This window comes from Allorhizobium sonneratiae, assembly GCF_023700755.1.
Classification (GTDB): domain Bacteria; phylum Pseudomonadota; class Alphaproteobacteria; order Rhizobiales; family Rhizobiaceae; genus Allorhizobium; species Allorhizobium sonneratiae.
Genome location: NZ_JAMKOJ010000003.1, coordinates 30,203 through 47,204, shown reverse-complemented (window position 1 = coordinate 47,204; position 17,002 = coordinate 30,203). Strand labels below are relative to the sequence as shown.

Genomic DNA, 17,002 nt, shown 5'->3' with positions numbered 1-17,002 from the left:
ACGACATAGATCCAAACGGTTCGGCCTATTGGAGAAAACGATGCTAAAGGTATACGGCTGCTATAAATCCCGTGCGACCCGCGTGCTCTGGCTTGCGGAAGAGCTTGAACTGGCCTTCGAGCATATTCCGGTGGTGCAGGCGGTGAAGCTTGCCGATCCGCTGGCCGCCGATGCGCCGATCAACACGCAGTCGCCGGCATTTCTGGCCATCAATCCCTTCGGCGCCATACCGGCCATCGAGGATGACGGGCTGGTGCTGTTCGAATCGCTCGCCATCACCCTATACCTCGCCAAGCAATATGGTGGCGAGATGGGACCTAAGGATCTCGAGGAAGATGCGCAGATGATGCAATGGGCGCTGTTTGCCGCCACCGAAATCGAGAGCAATGCACTGAAAATTTCCCGCATTGCCGCCGATCAGCGGCTGGAAAGTGAGGCGGGAAAAGCCGAGGCCGAGGTGGCGGCGCGGCTTTTGAAGCGGCCGCTTGCCGTGCTCGAAGCGTATTTTTCCAAAAATGACTTTGCCGTGGCTGACCGCTTTACCGTGGCCGATATCAATCTGGCCGAAGTGGTGCGCTATGCCCAGCCCTATACACCGCTGATGGAAGCCCATCCCAGGCTTGCCGCCTGGCTGACCCGGATGCAGGCCCGGCCGGCCTTCAAGGCCATGTGGGAGAAAAGGGCGAAGGAATGAGACCGGTAACCGATCCGGTCTCGATAACCGATGCGGTCCCCAAGACGCCCCCGCCCTTTCATCTGGAGCCGCTGGCGCGGAAGCAGGCCGTCATGGTCAGCCATCTCATTCTGCCGCCGGAACAGAGCGCCTATGTCAGCCCGATCGAGGCGATGACCGGCGATGACAATCCTGCCGTCGATTTTCACAGGGCCGTGGCCGGTGAAGACACCGTCGGCTTCTTCAAGATCGACCGGACCTTTCCGACACATTTCAAGGATTTCGATATTGCGGCGCATGGCTTTGCCGAGGGCGATCTCGGCCTGCGCGGGCTTTTGATCGGCGGCCAGTATCAGGGCAAAGGCCATGGCAAGGCGCTGATGCTGGCCCTGCCTCATTATCTTGCCCGCCAGTATCCGGAGGCTGGCCGGGTCTTCCTGACCGTCAACTGCCGGAATGCCAACGCCATTGCCCTTTATAATGCCTGCGGCTGGCAGGACACCGGCACGCTTTATCATGGCGGTCGTGCCGGTCCGCAGCACCTCATGCGGCTGGAGCTTGCCGGGTCGTGACGTTCACACGGCTGACCAGTGAAACACCGGAGGATTTCGAGGCGATTTTGACTGCATTGCGCCGCGACCGGCTGCGCAATGGCGTGCTGTTGAAATATGCGCTGGCCTTTCCCGGCCACAGCCAGCTTGTTCATCTGCGCCGGGACGACAGGACCGCAACCCTGCTGCGTCTTGACCAGAAGGTCAGCGCCTATGATGTTGAAACCTATCCTGAGGCTGAGCAGATCGTCTTTGTCGTCAGCGACGATCCCGCCCTCACCCTGTCCGTCTGTGACGCAATTGCGCGTGACATGCCGTGCGTCTTCAAGCTGATCGGCGAGGCCGATGCCGAGGCGCTGTCAGCGCGTTTTCCACTGGTCAGGCAGCGGGCCTATCATAGCTATTCCGGTATCGGGCCATTGACGCCCAATCCAGATGTCACGGTGGAAACGCAGGTCTCGCGCCTGCCCTTCGCGCTTCTCGCCGCTCAAGGGCATGAGCGCAACTGGGTCAGCCGTCTGGTGATCAATGCCGGGGCCTTTGCTGCGGTTTATCGGCAGGGTGGCCAGCCGGTTTCGGCCTGTCTTGCCTTTGCCATCGATGGGCCGCTCTTCGAGATCGGCGGGGTCTATACCCTGCCGGAGGCACGCGGCAGGGGTCTTGCCCGCAAAACCGTGGCGACGGCGCTGGCAGAGCTTTGCCGCAGGCAACGCCTTGCCCGCTATCAGGTCGAAGAAACCAATCACGCCTCGATCCGGCTGGCACAAAGCCTTGGCCTGAGACGCTATCAGGTACTGACCCATTATACCGCAGCCGCAACGGCATAAGACGGCTGATTGTGCCCCTCTTTCAGGCGGTGAATGGCAAGTGAACACCCTCTTCAGCCTCGGTTCCAACTGGCTTTCGTAAAAGGGAGACGTTCAACCGCGATGCCTGAGACGGTTGGGAAACATCCCTCCCCCGGCATCGAAGAGACTGGAGACGCTCCCATGATCCGCACCTCTTTCATCGCCATTGCCCTTGCCGCTCTCACCGGTGCCGCCACCATGGTTCCGGCCCATGCCAATGATGTGACGATCGAGCAATATGGCTGGTCGAACCAGTCCGGCGGCGCGCAGAACGGCTATCACAACCGTATCCGCGTCTATCAGGATGGTGACTACAACCGGATGAACAGCCATCAACGTGGCTACAACAATCTCTCCGCCATCGGCCAGCGTGGTTATAACCACTATGCCAGCACCTATCAGACCGGCAATGGCAATGTCGCCGGTGTCGGCCAGTTCGGTGCCAATCAGACCGCCGTCATGACCCAGGATGGCAATGGCAACATCACCGCTGGTGTGCAGATCGGCAATGGCTGCAATGCCAATGTGCGGCAGGCCGGAAATGGCAATGTCGCAGCCTTCGTCCAGACCTGCGATTGACGCAGGATGCTGGCGACAAGGTGGGGGCTGCCCCGCCCAGCCCCTCACCCTTGCAACCACACACTCTGACCGGCCCCTCAACCTTACTGCAATGGAGATGAACATGCATCGCATCGTCAATCATCCGCGCCGTCTGCTGTATGCCGCAGCGCTCGTTCTTATCCCGGTCGCAGCGCTTGCGACCATGGCCGGGACGTCATCGGCCTTCGGTCAGGCTGAAGAGTCGGGGCCGCTCAGCTGCGAAATCCGCATTGCACCGCAGGCAAACGGCCTTGAAATTACCGCTCAGGCCCATGCCCTGCAGGAAATCAGCGGCACCTACCAGTTGCAGGTGACAAGCCGCAGCGGCGCGGGCGGGGCAAGCCTGCATCAGGGCGGCGCTTTCACCGCCTCGCCGCAGCATCCGGCAGAGCTTGGCGCGGTCAGCCTCGGGTCGGGCGGCGGCTATGCCATTGCCCTCGACATCAATGCCGATGGCCATCATGTGCGCTGCGACCGCGGGCTTGGCAACACGCTGTAACGCCTGAACCCTGTCTGAACATCCGGTTCCGGCCCGGTTCAGCCGGGCCATGCAAGACTGCAGCCATGGTTCAAACCGACCATTTCAGGAGATTAGCATGTCCCTTACCAAGCCCCGCATCGCCGTCAAAACCCTGGCTGTGACCCTGCTGGTCGCCGGTCTCGGGCAGGCAGCACTCACCGCACCGGCTGAGGCAGGCGGATGGTTTTCGCTCAATCTGGCGCCGGCGAATGCCGAGGATGCCAGCCTGATGTCGAGCGGCTTGCAGCTTTATTCGCTCTATCGCGGCATTCGCGGTGGCAGCATCGAACAGTCCGGCTATGACAACCGCGCCGGTCTGGCCCAGCAAGGCCGCGGCAATCTGGGCATTATCCAGCAGCATGGCAATGGCCATTCCGCCACGCTGCGCCAGACCGGCCATGACAACAGCTACGGCATTTTCCAGTATGGCCGCAACAGCGACAATGAGGTGGTGCAGAACGGCAATGGCGGCACCGGCATGACCTTCAGCTACGGCTGGTAAAGGCCCACCTTACAGGACTCCATCACGTCGCCAGCCATCACGTCGCCAGTTTGTCGAACCCCTTGTAGCGATAGACGGCGACCGAGGCGATCCAGCTGACGAGGAACAGGCCGACGACGACAAAGCCGAGATTGCCGAAATTGTCGTTGAGCGCGCCGATATCGCCCCAGAACCGGCCCTTGAGGTCAAACTGATCGGCAATCATGCCCAGCGCCTCGATACCGCCGATGAAGAGCGCCACCACCACGGAAATGGCGGTGATGGTCAGATTGTACCAGAGCTTGCGGATACTGTTCATTTCCGCCCAGCCATAAGCGCCGGTCATCAGCGTGCTGTCGGCGGTGTCCATCAGCGACATGCCGGCGGTAAACAGCGCCGGAAACACCATGATCGACCAGACGGAAAGACCCTCCGCCGCCTGACTGGCGGAAATGCCGAGCAGGCCGATTTCGGTTGCCGTATCAAAGCCGAGGCCGAAGAGAAAGCCGACCGGATACATATGCCAGGAACGGGAGACGACGCGAAACAGCGAGCGGAACAGCCGCGACATCAGCCCGCGTCCGGCAAGCAGCATATCGAGATCCTCATCGACGATCTTTTCACCGCGACGCGCCCGGTTGAAGGCGGCCCAGACCCCTTTGAGCACCAGCAGATTGGCAAGGCCGATCACCACCAGAAAGACCGCCGAGACCGTGGTGCCGATGACACCGCCGACGGCATGAAAGCTTTCCATATGGCTTTGCATGCCTGACGCCGCCAGCGCAATGGCCAGCGAGGCCAGAACCACGATGGTGGAATGGCCGAGCGAGAAGAAAAAGCCGGTGCTGATCGGCGTCTTGCCCTCGCGCATCAGCTTGCGCACGACATTGTCGATGGCCGCAATGTGATCGGCATCGAAGGCATGACGCAAACCGAACATATAGGCGAGAAAGGCCGTCGCCAGCAGGGCGGGCTTATCCGCAAACACCATCAGCGCCCAAAGCCATGCCCCGGCATTGGCGGCAATCAGCAGGATAAAGAGAACGGCACCCTTGCGGCGGGCACGTCCGGAACGGTCGTCGAAAGGATTGAGGTCAAAAGGCATGATCGCGTCCCCTCAATCGGCAAAGAGTATGTCGGTGACGCGGACATCGCCGACAGGCCTACCGTTCCAGTTTGTCATGGTCCGGTTGGTCATCGCCATCAGCGCCGCCCCCGCATCCGTCTCATGGCCAATAAAGCGGGCAAGCAGAGCCGTCACCATGGCTTCTGCCGCGCGGGTCGCGCCATCCTCCGCCTTGACGGCGATGGAAAGGCCCTCTTGCGGCAGAACGGCGCAGAACACGCCTTCCGCCCCGGTCTTGGCAAAAATTTTTCCCGGCGCAATCTCCATGATCTTCGTGCAGGCGCGGCCGGTTCCGGCCACATAAAAGGGTTCGGCCATGGCCGCCTCGATCAGCCGTTTTGCCGCCCTGGCGCGCTGCGGCTCAAGCCCGGTTCCGGTCGCCATTTTGGCAAAGCCATGCGCCAGCCCCTTGAGCGGCACGGCATAGGTGGGAATGGAGCAGCCATCCGTGCCGCAGCAATCGTGATCGAGCACCGCCCCGGTCAGATCCTGCATGGTGGCGCGGATTTGCCGTTGCAGCGGGTGGTCATATTCAACATAGCCCTTTGGATCGATGCCCTGATGAACGCAGGCACAGACGAAACCGGAATGCTTGCCGGAGCAGTTGTTGTGCAGCGCCGTTGGCTGGTTGAGGCTTCGCGCCTGATGGATCAGCGTCTTCTGGTCCGAAGACCAATGCGCCCCGCATTCCAGCGTGGAAACATCGCGCCCGGCCCGCTCCAGCATCGAGGTGGCAAGGGCGACATGCGCGTCCTCACCGGAATGGGATGAGCAGGCGAGCGCCAGCTCGCGATGGCCAAAACCATAGGCGTCCGCCGCGCCGCTTTCGACAAGCGGCAGCGCCTGCATGGCCTTGCAGGCCGAGCGGGGAAAGACGCCCGCCTCGATATCGCCCGCCTGAAACACCACCTTGCCATCGCCATCCACCACCACGGCCAAACCGCGATGGCGGCTTTCGACACGATGGCCTCTGGTGACTTCAACGGTGATGGGATTGGACATGCGGTCTCTCACAGTGGCGGATGCAAGGCTTGAACAGACCTTTGAATAGACCGCAGATTTTCCCGTGGCAAGTCACAGAGAAGGAACATCGATATGGTGCGGGGCATGACCGGCCTTTGCCCGCGCCACCATCATCTCGAAACCGCACTCCAGATGGCGGGTAAAGCGTTCGGTGTCGAAGAGCGGCGCCGTCTCCAGGTTTTGCGCCAGCTTTTGCCGCAGACGGGCAAGCGCATCCGGTGCACGCGCCAGTGCAACGGCCATCTCGACATAATCCTCCGGAGTCTGTGCCACCAGTTCCGGCAGGCCAATGGCGTTGAGCAGGCTTTCTGACACACGCGAGGCGAAATGCGTGCCTTTCAGCGTCAGCACCGGCAGACCGGCCCAGAGCATGTCGGAGGTGGTGGCATGGCCGTTATAAGGCGTGCTGTCGAGGCCGAGATCGGTCAGCGGGATACGGCTCAGATGGCGGGCATAATCCAGCCGCTCGCCGAAGACGATCTGATCGGCGGCAATCCCGTTTCCGGCAAAGGCGGCCAGAAGATTGCGCTCCTGCAACGGGCTGGTGCGAATCAGCAGCAGCCTTGCCTCCGGCAGACGCGCCAGCACCTTCGACCAGAGATCGATGCTGTCCGGTGTCAGCTTGCGGATATCGTTGAAGGAGGAGAGCAACAGCCCCTCAGGCAGGGAAAAATCAGCGCGCTGTGCTGGCTCAGGGCGCGGGCGGTCACGATTGTCATTGGCCTGATAGCTGTCCGGCAGGCGGCAGAATTTCTCGTGATAATAGGGCGCGCTCTTGTCCGGCGTGACGAAGCGGTCGCCGATGACATAATCGCAATCGATGCCAAGCCCGCTGCCGGGAAAGCCGATATAGGCCACCTGAATGGGTGCGGGACCGCTGTTGATCAGTTGCGGCCAGCCGCCTGCCGTCGGGCCATTGAGATCGACGAGCACATCGATGCCCGCCTCCCGGATGGCCTGATGCGCGGCATGAAGCGATAACCCGCCGAGCGGAATGAGCCGCCCGAGGCTTTGGCGAAATGCCGTATCTTCGGCGCTGAACTGTCGCCGCGCAATGCAGAAGAAGGCGACCTCGAAGCGGGCCGGATCGTGACAGGCAAAGACGCCGCGCAGCACCCGCATGACCGGATGGCCGGGATGAAAATCGGAAAAGACATAGCCCAGCCTGATCTTTTCGCCCTTCGATCTGTCGGCAAAGACATGCGGTCGCGCCCGGCGCGCCGCACGGCTCTTCTCATCAAAGGGCGGATAGATGTCGCTGACATCGATCATGGCATTGACGGCCTCGTCGCCGCACCAGGTGACATGGTCGAAGAGAACCTGATTGCGGCGATAAAAGCCGTCACCTTCCCGGATGTTTTCAACCGCCAGCGCATTGGCGCTGCGCTGGTCCTCCACCGCCGCCAGCTGCTGCATGGCATGACGGCGATAGGGATAGGCAACCGGATGGGTCGGCTGACACTCAAGCAGCGTGCCCGCCAGCTCATAGCCGGTGAGATGGATGGATTTCTTCTCGATCAACAGCCGGTTGAACAGTACCATCGCCTTGTTGAACAGAGGCTCCGAGAGTGCCGCATCGGCCCTTCCCGCCTCGGCATAAAGGGTGGCAGCCTGCTCCAGATGGCCCGCCTGTTCCTGCGCCTCGGCGATCATCGCCACCATGGCGGCGGGCAGGCTGTCGGCCTGTTGCAACGTGTCCAGATAACGCAAAATGCCGTTATAATCGCGGCGGCGATAGGCCTCGATCAGCGGCGCAAAATCCTGATTTTCCGTCGCAACCATGGTCAAAAGCCGCTCCGGCAGGCTTTCGGCCAGAAAGGACGCGCTGCGCACCGGCAAGGCAGGCACATCGATATGATCGGGGCCAAGACCCTTGCGCGCCCGCTCCGCCATCAGGCGATAGGCGTTTTCCAGATGCCGGACAAAACGTTCGGTATCGAAAAGCGGCATGATCCGCCGGTTGTCCGTAAGCTTTTGCTTGAGCGCCACGATCTTTTCCCGGTGACGGGCAAAGTCCACCGCCATGGCAAGGAAGGCAGCATCGTCCTTGGCCACCAGTTCCGAAAGCCCAATGGCGGCAAGCAGGCTTTCCGAAACACGGGCGGCAAAGGTTTTACCCCGTCTGGTCAGCACCGGCAGCCCGCCCCAGAGCAGATCGGAGGTGGTGGTGTGGCCGTTATAGGGAAAGCTGTCGAGCGCCAGATCGGCAAGCCCCACCCGGTCGATATGCTGCTCATAGGGCTTGCCCTCGGCAAAGACGATCCGCTCGCGCGCAACACCGAGACGTGTGAATTCGGCGGTGAGATTTTCTTTCAGGAGATCGTCATTGACCAGCACCCAGAAGACGCTGTCCGGCACCGCCGCCATCACCCTGGCCCAGAGATCGATGGTCTCAGGGCTGATCTTGGCCGGGGAATTGAAGGAGGCGAAGACGAAGGCATCTTTCGGCAGGCCGTGTGCGGCGCGGCTTGCGCCACGCGGGCGCGGCTTGGTCAGGCTGCCATTGCCCTGATAGGTCTCCGGCAGGCGGCAGAGCTTTTCCTCGAAAAACGGCTTGGCCGCATCCGGCGTCACGATCGGATCGGTGATGTGATAATCAAGATCGACATGTTTGACCGAGCCGGGATAGCCGATCCAGGTGGCCTTGACCGGCGCATCCGCCCCGGCCACGATGCCCGCGCGAAAGCCGGAGGTATAGCCCTTGAGATCGATGAGAATATCGATCTCGCGGCGGGAAATTTCGGCAATCGCCTCCGGATCGCTCAGATGGCGAAGGGCCACGATCTCCGCTTTCAGCCGCGGGTCCCATGTGTTTTGAATGGCGGCCTGACCGGCAGGCGTGGTGCAGAAGAGCGTGATGTCGAAATGCCGCCGGTCATGGGCGAGAAACACGTCATAGAGCAGATACATGGTGGCGTGGATGGTGAAATCCGACGACAGATAGCCGATCTTCAGCCTTTCGCCCTCCGCACCAATCGCCCGCCGCTTCGGCCCCACTTCACCCGCCTTGCGCGGCAGGCGGTCGATAAAGCCGGAGGCATGGGCGTGAATGGCCTCGTCATCGGCCCAGTAACGGCGCGAGAGTGGCGTATCGCGGTAGAGAATTTCCGCCGTCAAAGGATCATCCGGCGTTTCCATCATGGCAAGCCAGGCCCTCATGCCGGGATAATGCAGGCTGGAGCGGCAGAAGGCGAAGTAATTCATCGCCACGAAACTGTCATCCGGGCTTTCGCGGTAGCGTGCTTCGATGATGGGCTTCAGCAGGGACGGACGGCGGGTCAGCTGGTAATGGGTGATGGCGATCTGCAGATGATGGCCGTTTTTCATGTCGAGAAAAGGCATGAGACCGTCGATCGCCTTGTGTAGCCCGGCGCCCAGAAGCTTGTTGCCGATCTCGGCGAGAAAATCGCCGTCGCCTGCATTGGCAGCAGCGGCAGACACGGCAATCGCCGCCAGCCGATCCATCTGCCGATGGACGATGAAGATATTGGCGGCAAATTTCAAAAACTCTGCCGCCTTGTCCGGCAGGCGCGCGGCAGCGGCAACGAAACCGTCGGCAGCCGCCATCATCTCCTTGCGCTTCAGATGGATATTGGCGATCAGCATGAAGCCCATGCCGGAGCGCTCATCCTCTCTGTCGGCCGCTGCCCGGGCAAAGCCGAGGGCGGCATCGAGATCGCCGGTGTTATAGGCCGCAAGGGCTGCCTCTATCGGGTGGTCCATGCTCATATCGTCTTCATGCATTCAAACGGGTGTGGAGTGAAAAACATCGATCGGGGCCGGTTCAAGACCTTGCCTTGCGCGCTCCGCCATCATCTCATAGGCCCGCTCCAGATGGCGGGTAAAGCGGGCGCTGTCAAACAGCGGCGCGGTGGCAAGGGCATCTTTCAACCGCTGACGCAGATGGGTAAGCGCCTGCGGATTATCAGCAAGCCTTTGCGCGCGCGTGATGAAATCCGCCGCATCCCCGGCGACAAGCTCGGGCAGGCCAGCCGCCCGAAGCAGGCTTTCCGAGACGCGCGCGGCAAAGACAGAACCGCGTTTCGTCAGCACCGGCAGGCCCGCCCAGAGCATGTCCGAGGTGGTGGTGTGGCCGTTATAGGGAAAGGTGTCGAGCGCCAGATCGGCCAGCGCCAGACGGCTGACATGATCGGCATAATCCATGCGGTCGGCAAAGATGAGACGCTCCGGGCCGATGCCCTCCCCGGCAAAGGCGAAAATCAGGTTCGCCCGCGCAATCTCCTCCGGGGCGAGCAGCCAGAACAGGCTGTCGGGCACCGCTTGCAGCACCCCGGCCCACAGACGGAGCGTTTCCGGCGTGATCTTGTGCACCCCATTGAAGGAGGCAAATACGAAACGGTCGTCCGGCAGGCCGTGATCGGCCCGGCAGGCGGGGGCCGGGCGTGGACGGCTGGCGGCACTGTTGGCCTGATAGCAATCCGGCAGACGGCAGAAATTTTCGCGATAAAAGGGCTGATCGCTTTCCGGCGCAATCACGGGATCGACGATGGCATAATCGAGATCGACGCCGCTGACCGGCCCCGGAAAGCCGAGATAGGTCGCCTTGACCGGAGCGCTCGACAGATTGACGATGGCAAGCCGCGCGCCGGGGGTGTGGCCCTTCAGATCGACGAGAATATCGACGCCATGGGCATCGATCTCGGCTGCCGCCTCGGCATCGCTCATCTGCCGCACCGGGACGATGTCTTTGCGGATGAGATCGGGAAAATGCCGCTGGCTTTCCGCCGCCTTTTCCGGCGTATGGCAAAAGAGTGTGATCTCGAAGCGTTCACGGTCATGGGCAAGGAGACTGTCGAGAAACAACGTCATCGTCGCATGGGCGGAAAAATCGCTGGAGAGATAGCCGATATGCAACCGCTTGCCGGTCTGGCGAAGGGCACGCCGCGCCGGACGCGCCGCAAGGCTTGGCGCAAGCGCCGCCTGCTCCAGCACCGGCTTTGCCAGAAGTGCGGCGTCATCGCACCAGACGAGACGGGCAAGCGCCGGTTCATGGGCAAGCAGGGTGGCGGCAAAGGCAGTGTCGGGTTGGTGCATCAGCGCCTGATGGCGGGCGATGGCGGCAAGGTCAGCCATGTCATGGGCGGCAAGAAAGCCAAGGCCCGCCAGCGCCACATCCTGCGGCATGCTTCGTTCCGCCTCGTCCAGCACGGCTTTCAGCGCAGGCAGGTTCCAGCGGGCGCGGTAAAACTGCGCGGCAAAATGCAGGGCCTCGCCATTTGCCCGGTCCAGCGCCGGAATGAGTTCCTCGACGGCGGCGAAGGCCTCCGGGGTAAAGGATTCCAGCAGCCTTTTGGCCATGGTCAGGACAAAGACCCTGTCGGCAAGATTGGCGCGTGCCGCCTTCAGGCCTATGCGTGACAACAATTCGCTCTCGCCTGCCTGCATGGCAAGTGTAGCGGCCAGCTTGAGAAAATGCGCCGCCTGCGCGGCATCCGCAGGCTCGGCAGCCTCAGCTGCAAGGCAAAAAGCATGGGCGGCCCCTGCCCGGTCGCCATGTTTCAAAAGAATCGTGCCGATCAGGGCTTCCGCCATCGGCTCTGGAGCGCCCGGCCGATCGCGCAGCAAAAGCGCCAGAGCCAGCGCCTCATCCAGCCGCCCCGCCTGATAGGCAGCCAAAGCCTGCGGCAAGCCGGTCATGCCGCAACCTCGTTAAACGACAGAAAGGGCCTTGTGCGTGGCGGACGTGCCGGTACGTCGAAATGTTCGGGCGGCAGGCCAGCGCGGGCACGCTCTGCCATCATCGCATAGGCCGTTTCCAGATGCAGGGTGAAGCGCTCGCTATCGAACAGCGGATCGATGACGACACGCTCGGCAAGCGTTGCCCGGATGGTCTGAAGCGCTGCCGGGTCACGGGCAAGGGCCACGGCGCGGGCGACGAAATCCTCGCCATCCTCGGCCACCATCTCCGGAAGGCTCACCGCTTTCAACAGGCTTTCCGATACGCGCCCGGCAAAGGCGCTGCCCTTTTTCGTCAGTACCGGCAGACCGGCATAAAGCGCATCGGCGGTGGTGGTGTGGCCGTTATAGATGAAGGTGTCGAGTGCCAGATCGCTTACCATCATGCGGGCGGTGAACATATCATAGGCGCAGTAATCGAAGAGAATCAGCCGGTCTGGGCCAATGCCCTTTTCGCCAAAGGCGGCGAGAAGATTGGCGCGCGTATCCGGCTTGACGCAGCTGATCGCCAGCACCGAGCCCGGCACCGCGTGCAAAATGCGCGACCAGAGCGACACCTCCGCCCTGCCGATCTTGCGGGTGGCGTTGAAACAGGCATAGACGAAACAGTCTTCCGGCAGGCCAAGGGCAGGCCGCGGCAAAGCCGCCATGCGACGGCGATGCATGGTTCCATTGACCTGATAGGTTTCCGGCAGGCGGCAGAGCTTTTCGGCATAAAAGGCTTTCGAGCTATCCGGCGTCACCACCTTGTCGGTGATGGCATAATCCAAGCCCGCCCCCATGACCGAACCGGGATAGCCGAGATAGGTCACCTTGACCGGCGCATCGCAGGCATCGACGACATCGAGGCGGGCGCGACCGGTATAGCCCTGCAGATCGACGAGAATATCGATCTGCTGCTCGCGGATATAGTCGATGGTACGGGCACTCGACCAGTCATCGACATGCACCACCTCCTTTTGCAGCCAGTCCGGCCACCGCGCCTGAAACCTTGTGGCATGCGGCCCGGAATAGCTGAGGATCGTTACCTCGAAGCGCTGCCGGTCATGGCGCACCAGCGTTTCCTGAATAAGCTGGGCGACGGCATGACCATTGAGATCGCCGGAAAAATAGGCAAGCTGGATACGCTCTCCCATGCCAAAAGCACGACGCGGCAGAACGAGACCGCCGCTTTTGCGCCGCCCCTCAAGCTCCCGCGTGTGGAAATTAGGCCGCGCCGCCTCGGCCTCGTCATCGGTGCGGGCAAGGCGCACAAGACCCAGCTCGAAACCGGGCAGAAGATCTGCCGCATCCGGCTGTGACAGCCTTGCCTGATAGGCATCGAGCACGGCAAAATCGCAGCGCTCCTGCGCCATCCCGACAAGCGCCGCCCAAAGAAAGAAATTGTCCGGATAGCGCGCCAGATTGGCTTTCAACACCTGATAATAGCCGGGCTGAGCGGAAAAATTCCGGGAAAATGCCGTCAACAGCGCCAGATGATCGCGATTTTGACAATCGAGCACACCGATAAAACTTTCGGCGCGGTGCAGATCCCCGCGCCGTTCCAGCGCCTGAGCGAGGGTGAAGGCCAGATTTGCATCCTGCGGCCGCATGGCCATGGCCTCTGCCGCCAGATCGGCAAGGGTAACATCGTCGCGCAGCTCACCAAACAGCTTCACGGCCATCGTCATGCATTGTCCGGGATCATCGACCGGCCCACGCGCGGCCTTGAGAAAATCCCGCGCAGCACCCGCTTTGTCACCGAGCTTCAGCCGGATCACCGGCACGATCAGCAACAACTGCCCCTGCCTCTCTCCTTCATGCAGAACAAGGCTTTCGGCCAAGGTCAGCGCCTCCTGCAGACGCCCCTCCCGATAGGCTGCGATGAACGTGCTGAAATCCGGCACCGGCAATCTCCTTTTCCCATGGAATAGGAGTGGCAGCTTGCATGAGGCTGTCTCACAGCCTGGAGCCGTTTCAGAAAGCACTCTGCGTTTTATACAGCGTCCTTTGCGCGCCATGTATGGCGCACAAAGGACGCTGTAACACATTAAATCTGCTGCATAATTTTGTCCTTAAATCGATTCCGATTTAAGGAATTATGCAGTAAAACGCGGAGTGTAATGCCATCGGCTGTTACAGCCTGCTGAAGGACAAACAAAAAAGGGCCGCTTGCGCGACCCTTCCATGAGACATGGTCTCAACATCAGCCCCGGCGGACCAAGCCGCCAAAGAAGGATATGCTCAGATCGAGGGCTGCCCCTTTCCGATCATCACCTTTCCAAAGCCTGTTTTCGAGACCGAACGCTCACTAGACATTGGATCACCTCCTTTCAATTCGTTGAACATAATCAGAGGCTACGCCGATTGTTGGCCCTCGTCAAGCGTCAGAACAATCTTTCCGATATGGCCGCTTTCCTCCATCAATCGATGGGCGTTGCCAACCTCGGCAAAAGGCAGGACATGGTGGATAACCGGGGCGATATCGCCCTTTTCCAGACGCGGCCAGACATGGTCTTTGAGATCGTCGCGGATGGCGCGTTTTTCGTCAGCCGTGCGCGGGCGCATGGTCGAGCCGGTTACTGTGAGCCGCTTCATCATGATCGGGCCGAGATTGACCTTCTCCGCCACCGCACCGCCCAGAAAGGCGATGATCGACAGGCAGCCATCCTTGGCCAGAGCTGCGATGTTTTTCTCGAAATAGGCCGCGCCGATCATGTCGAGCACAATATCGACACCCCTGCCCTCGGTCTCGGCCTTGATGACGGCGAGAAAATCCTCGTCGCGGTAATTGATCGCCCGTTTTGCCCCGAGACGAAGGCAGGCCTCGCATTTTTCCGCCGAACCCGCCGTGGTGAACACATCAGCCCCAAAGGCACGGGCAAGCTGGATGGCCGTGGTACCGATGCCGGATGAGCCACCATGGATCAGCACGCTCTCGCCCTCGGTCAGCCCGGCCATCTGGAACAGATTGGCCCAGACGGTGAAGAAGGTTTCCGGCAAGGCGGCGGCCCTGACCGCATCATATCCCTTCGGCATCGGCAGAAGCTGTCCTTCCGGCACCGCACAGAATTCGGCATAGCCGCCGCCATTGGCGAGGCCGCAGACCCTGTCTCCCACGACGAAATCATTGACGCCTTCGCCCAGCGCCACCACCTCGCCAGCCACTTCCAGACCCAATACCGGGCTTGCATCCTTCGGTGGCGGATAGGTCCCCTGACGCTGAGCAACATCGGGGCGATTGACGCCCGCCGCCTCGACCCGAACCAGCACCTCACCGGGCCGCACCACCGGAAGCGGAGCGGCAACAACCCGCATCACCTCCGGCCCGCCATAGCCTGCAAGTTCAATCATGCGCATGGTGGCCGGCAGCGTCATAGTCCCTGTCTCCTTCTCGTTGCGAACGGTTTTCTGTGTCTGTCGGACATCGGTCCATAACAGGCCAGACCGCGCTTGCGGCGGTCGAGGCCATTCAAGTTGAACCTTGGAGATAGGTCAGGCAGGTGGTTTTGAAAAGGAGGCCGTTTGACGCGGGCGCGGTAAAAGCATGGTTTGACGCATGCCTGCCGCCGTCTCAGCGTCGCATCGTCTTTTCAACTCCGGATCGTCAAGGACGAGACAGAAAGTCCGGCCTCACTATCCTTGGCGCTCTTTTTCAGCTTGGCAATTTCCGAAGACAGCCGGCTGACATCGTCGACCACCAGCCCCTGCGGCAGTTCCAGCACGCCGATCGAACAGCGCATCAACGGAAATTCGCGCGAAACGCCATGACGATCCTCGCCACGGATCATGCCATTGGCGCGGTCTTCCGCCGAATAAAGTTCGATGACGTCGCCATGGAAATCCGACAACAGCCGGTCGAGAATTTCCGTCAGTTCCTCACGTGACCAGTCAGTCAGACCGATGAAGAAATCATCGCCGCCGACATGGCCGAGAAAGACGCCCTCGGAGAAGAAATACCGGCGCAGAAGCGCGGCAAACAGCGAAATCGCATGGTCGCCGAGATGGAAGCCGTAATGGTCGTTGAACGGCTTGAAATTGTCAAAATCGCAGTAACAGAAATGGCGAAGCCCGTCGCTGTCGCGGCCTGCCTCCTGCATGAAATCGCGGATGGCGCGGTTGCCCGGCAGGCTGGTCAGCGGGTTCTGGTCCTGCGCCGTCTTCAGCTGTTTCTCATTGATGATACGCAGCACCGATGCGGCGGAAATCACCCCGGCATAGCGCATGTTTTCCGTTAGAAGCACACAGTCGCCGCCCTCGGCATTGGCGAAAATCGACATCAGTCGCTCTGCATCGGCATCGAGGCCGACCACCGGGGCCCGATCGACGAAATGCGAAATCGTGCGCTCATAGACCTTGTTTTTCAGAAGGTCGCGGCCAAAGGGCTGATAGATATATTCCTTCAGATGCACTTCATGAATGATGCCGCGCGGCTCGCCGCTGGCGTTGAGGACGGGGAAATAGGACTGCCCGGGATTGCGGCGGAAAAGATCGAACACACTGTCGATGCTGTCATTTTCAAACACGGTCGGCAGCCGCTCGATCTTCTTGCGGATCAGGATCTCGTCGATCGACTGGCTGCGGCGGCGCGACTGGCCGATGTCCTTGAAATGTGGATAGGCGGGTTTCAATTCGGCCAGATGGGTGGTGGGTTTGGAGATCAGCCAGCCCTGCACCAGATCGACACCCATCTCCCGGCAGGCGACGAATTCGCCCTCGGTTTCGATGCCTTCGGCAATCACCCGAATACCAAGAACATGGGCGATCTGCACCATATTCTTCACCAGAAGCCGCTTGCGTGGATTGCTGTCGATTCCGGAAATGAAATGCCGGTCAACCTTCAGATAATCGATCGGATAATCGCACAGCAGTTTGATTTCCGCATGGCCAACGCCGAAATCGTCGATGGCGAGCTTGAAGCCCGCCCGGCGCAGCCTGGCCACCAGCGAGGAAAACTCCGGTACATTGGTGTTGTCGAACCGCTCCGACAGCTCGAAACAGACCGAGGATGGCGCAATGCCGGCGGCACGCAAATGGGTGAGCAGACCATCTACCATGGCCTCCCCATAGGGAATGAGCCGGACGTCCAGATTGAGGAACAGGGTGAAATCACTATGATTGGCGAGAGAGGCGAATTTTGCCAGCGCCCGGCTCGCCACCATCTGCTCCAGCGGGAAAAGCTGACCGGCCAGATGCGCCTGATCCAGCACATCAAGCGGGGTTTCAAACCCCAGCCGCTCATGGCCGCGCATCAGTGATTCATAACCGAAGACAACGCCAGTCTGCACTTCGATGATGGGCTGCAACGCATTTTCAATCACGACTTTTGCCAGCGTCAACAATTGATCACTGGCAAAACGGCGCAAGACGTTGCCTTCTGCGGCAATATTCAAGGTCATGAAATCCCCCGAGACGCAATACCTGTTTTTATCGCGCGCACGCTGGGGCAAAAATGCTGAATGAAGACTTTAACCAATGTGAATTTTTTATGAAACGCCCCGTTT

The 17,002-nt window shown here is 60.7% G+C and carries 13 protein-coding genes; 6 read left to right on the top strand and 7 right to left on the bottom strand.

Annotated features, from left to right (window positions below; translation table 11 throughout):
* Positions 1–40 precede the first annotated feature (40 nt).
* The 6 genes from NAC44_RS05815 (at position 41) to NAC44_RS05790 (ending at position 3,694) form a co-directional block, all read left to right on the top strand.
* A complete protein-coding gene (locus NAC44_RS05815) occupies positions 41–694 on the top strand; it encodes a glutathione S-transferase family protein (RefSeq protein ID WP_250938930.1) in 654 nt (217 codons plus the stop codon).
* Complete coding sequence (locus NAC44_RS05810; protein ID WP_250938928.1) at positions 691–1,245, top strand: GNAT family N-acetyltransferase; 555 nt, start codon at positions 691–693, stop codon at positions 1,243–1,245. Before NAC44_RS05815 ends, NAC44_RS05810 begins: the two co-directional genes overlap by 4 nt.
* Positions 1,242–2,051, top strand: coding sequence for a GNAT family N-acetyltransferase (locus NAC44_RS21335; RefSeq protein WP_250938926.1), 810 nt, complete (start codon positions 1,242–1,244; stop codon positions 2,049–2,051). The genes NAC44_RS05810 and NAC44_RS21335 overlap by 4 nt, the downstream gene beginning before the upstream one ends.
* A gap of 162 nt (positions 2,052–2,213) precedes the next feature.
* A complete protein-coding gene (locus NAC44_RS05800) occupies positions 2,214–2,651 on the top strand; it encodes a curlin (RefSeq protein WP_250938907.1) in 438 nt (145 codons plus the stop codon).
* A 97-nt stretch (positions 2,652–2,748) separates the two neighbouring features.
* Positions 2,749–3,171 carry a curli-like amyloid fiber formation chaperone CsgH gene (csgH, locus tag NAC44_RS05795; protein ID WP_250938897.1) on the top strand — a complete coding sequence of 141 codons (423 nt, stop codon included), beginning with the start codon at positions 2,749–2,751 and terminating at the stop codon, positions 3,169–3,171.
* 97 nt (positions 3,172–3,268) lie between these two features.
* Entirely contained in the window at positions 3,269–3,694 is a 426-nt protein-coding gene (locus tag NAC44_RS05790) for a curlin (RefSeq protein WP_250938895.1), read from the top strand.
* Positions 3,695–3,731: 37 nt separating this feature from the next.
* On the opposite strand, the gene NAC44_RS05785 is transcribed toward NAC44_RS05790, so the two are convergent.
* From NAC44_RS05785 to NAC44_RS05755, 7 genes are all read right to left on the bottom strand, one after another.
* On the bottom strand, positions 3,732–4,778 hold the full coding sequence (locus tag NAC44_RS05785) for a HoxN/HupN/NixA family nickel/cobalt transporter (protein WP_250938893.1): 1,047 nt from the start codon (positions 4,776–4,778) through the stop codon (positions 3,732–3,734).
* Between the two features lie 12 nt (positions 4,779–4,790).
* Complete coding sequence (locus NAC44_RS05780) at positions 4,791–5,801, bottom strand: asparaginase (protein WP_250938891.1); 1,011 nt, start codon at positions 5,799–5,801, stop codon at positions 4,791–4,793.
* A gap of 72 nt (positions 5,802–5,873) precedes the next feature.
* Complete coding sequence (locus NAC44_RS05775; protein WP_250938888.1) at positions 5,874–9,551, bottom strand: O-linked N-acetylglucosamine transferase, SPINDLY family protein; 3,678 nt, start codon at positions 9,549–9,551, stop codon at positions 5,874–5,876.
* 15 nt (positions 9,552–9,566) lie between these two features.
* The gene (locus NAC44_RS05770; protein ID WP_250938878.1) at positions 9,567–11,480 is read right to left on the bottom strand and encodes an O-linked N-acetylglucosamine transferase, SPINDLY family protein; all 1,914 of its coding nucleotides are present in this window, start codon (positions 11,478–11,480) and stop codon (positions 9,567–9,569) included.
* Positions 11,477–13,405 (bottom strand): O-linked N-acetylglucosamine transferase, SPINDLY family protein, encoded by a 1,929-nt coding sequence (locus NAC44_RS21330; protein ID WP_250938868.1) that lies wholly within the window; start codon positions 13,403–13,405, stop codon positions 11,477–11,479. Before NAC44_RS21330 ends, NAC44_RS05770 begins: the two co-directional genes overlap by 4 nt.
* Positions 13,406–13,856: 451 nt before the next feature.
* Positions 13,857–14,876: an NAD(P)H-quinone oxidoreductase gene (locus tag NAC44_RS05760; RefSeq protein ID WP_250938866.1), complete on the bottom strand. Its 1,020-nt coding sequence runs from the start codon at positions 14,874–14,876 to the stop codon at positions 13,857–13,859.
* Between the two features lie 215 nt (positions 14,877–15,091).
* A complete protein-coding gene (locus NAC44_RS05755) occupies positions 15,092–16,897 on the bottom strand; it encodes a bifunctional diguanylate cyclase/phosphodiesterase (RefSeq protein ID WP_250938864.1) in 1,806 nt (601 codons plus the stop codon).
* Between the last annotated feature and the right edge of the window lie 105 nt (positions 16,898–17,002).

Coding starts and splice junctions, on each gene's coding strand:
- NAC44_RS05800 (WP_250938907.1), top strand. CDS start 2,214: ATGATCCGCACCTCTTTCATCGCCATTGCCCTTGCCGCTCTCACCGGT.
- NAC44_RS05760 (WP_250938866.1), bottom strand. CDS start 14,876: ATGACGCTGCCGGCCACCATGCGCATGATTGAACTTGCAGGCTATGGC.
- NAC44_RS05810 (WP_250938928.1), top strand. CDS start 691: ATGAGACCGGTAACCGATCCGGTCTCGATAACCGATGCGGTCCCCAAG.
- NAC44_RS05790 (WP_250938895.1), top strand. CDS start 3,269: ATGTCCCTTACCAAGCCCCGCATCGCCGTCAAAACCCTGGCTGTGACC.
- NAC44_RS05775 (WP_250938888.1), bottom strand. CDS start 9,551: ATGAGCATGGACCACCCGATAGAGGCAGCCCTTGCGGCCTATAACACC.
- csgH (WP_250938897.1), top strand. CDS start 2,749: ATGAACATGCATCGCATCGTCAATCATCCGCGCCGTCTGCTGTATGCC.
- NAC44_RS05785 (WP_250938893.1), bottom strand. CDS start 4,778: ATGCCTTTTGACCTCAATCCTTTCGACGACCGTTCCGGACGTGCCCGC.
- NAC44_RS05815 (WP_250938930.1), top strand. CDS start 41: ATGCTAAAGGTATACGGCTGCTATAAATCCCGTGCGACCCGCGTGCTC.
- NAC44_RS05770 (WP_250938878.1), bottom strand. CDS start 11,480: ATGACCGGCTTGCCGCAGGCTTTGGCTGCCTATCAGGCGGGGCGGCTG.
- NAC44_RS05755 (WP_250938864.1), bottom strand. CDS start 16,897: ATGACCTTGAATATTGCCGCAGAAGGCAACGTCTTGCGCCGTTTTGCC.
- NAC44_RS05780 (WP_250938891.1), bottom strand. CDS start 5,801: ATGTCCAATCCCATCACCGTTGAAGTCACCAGAGGCCATCGTGTCGAA.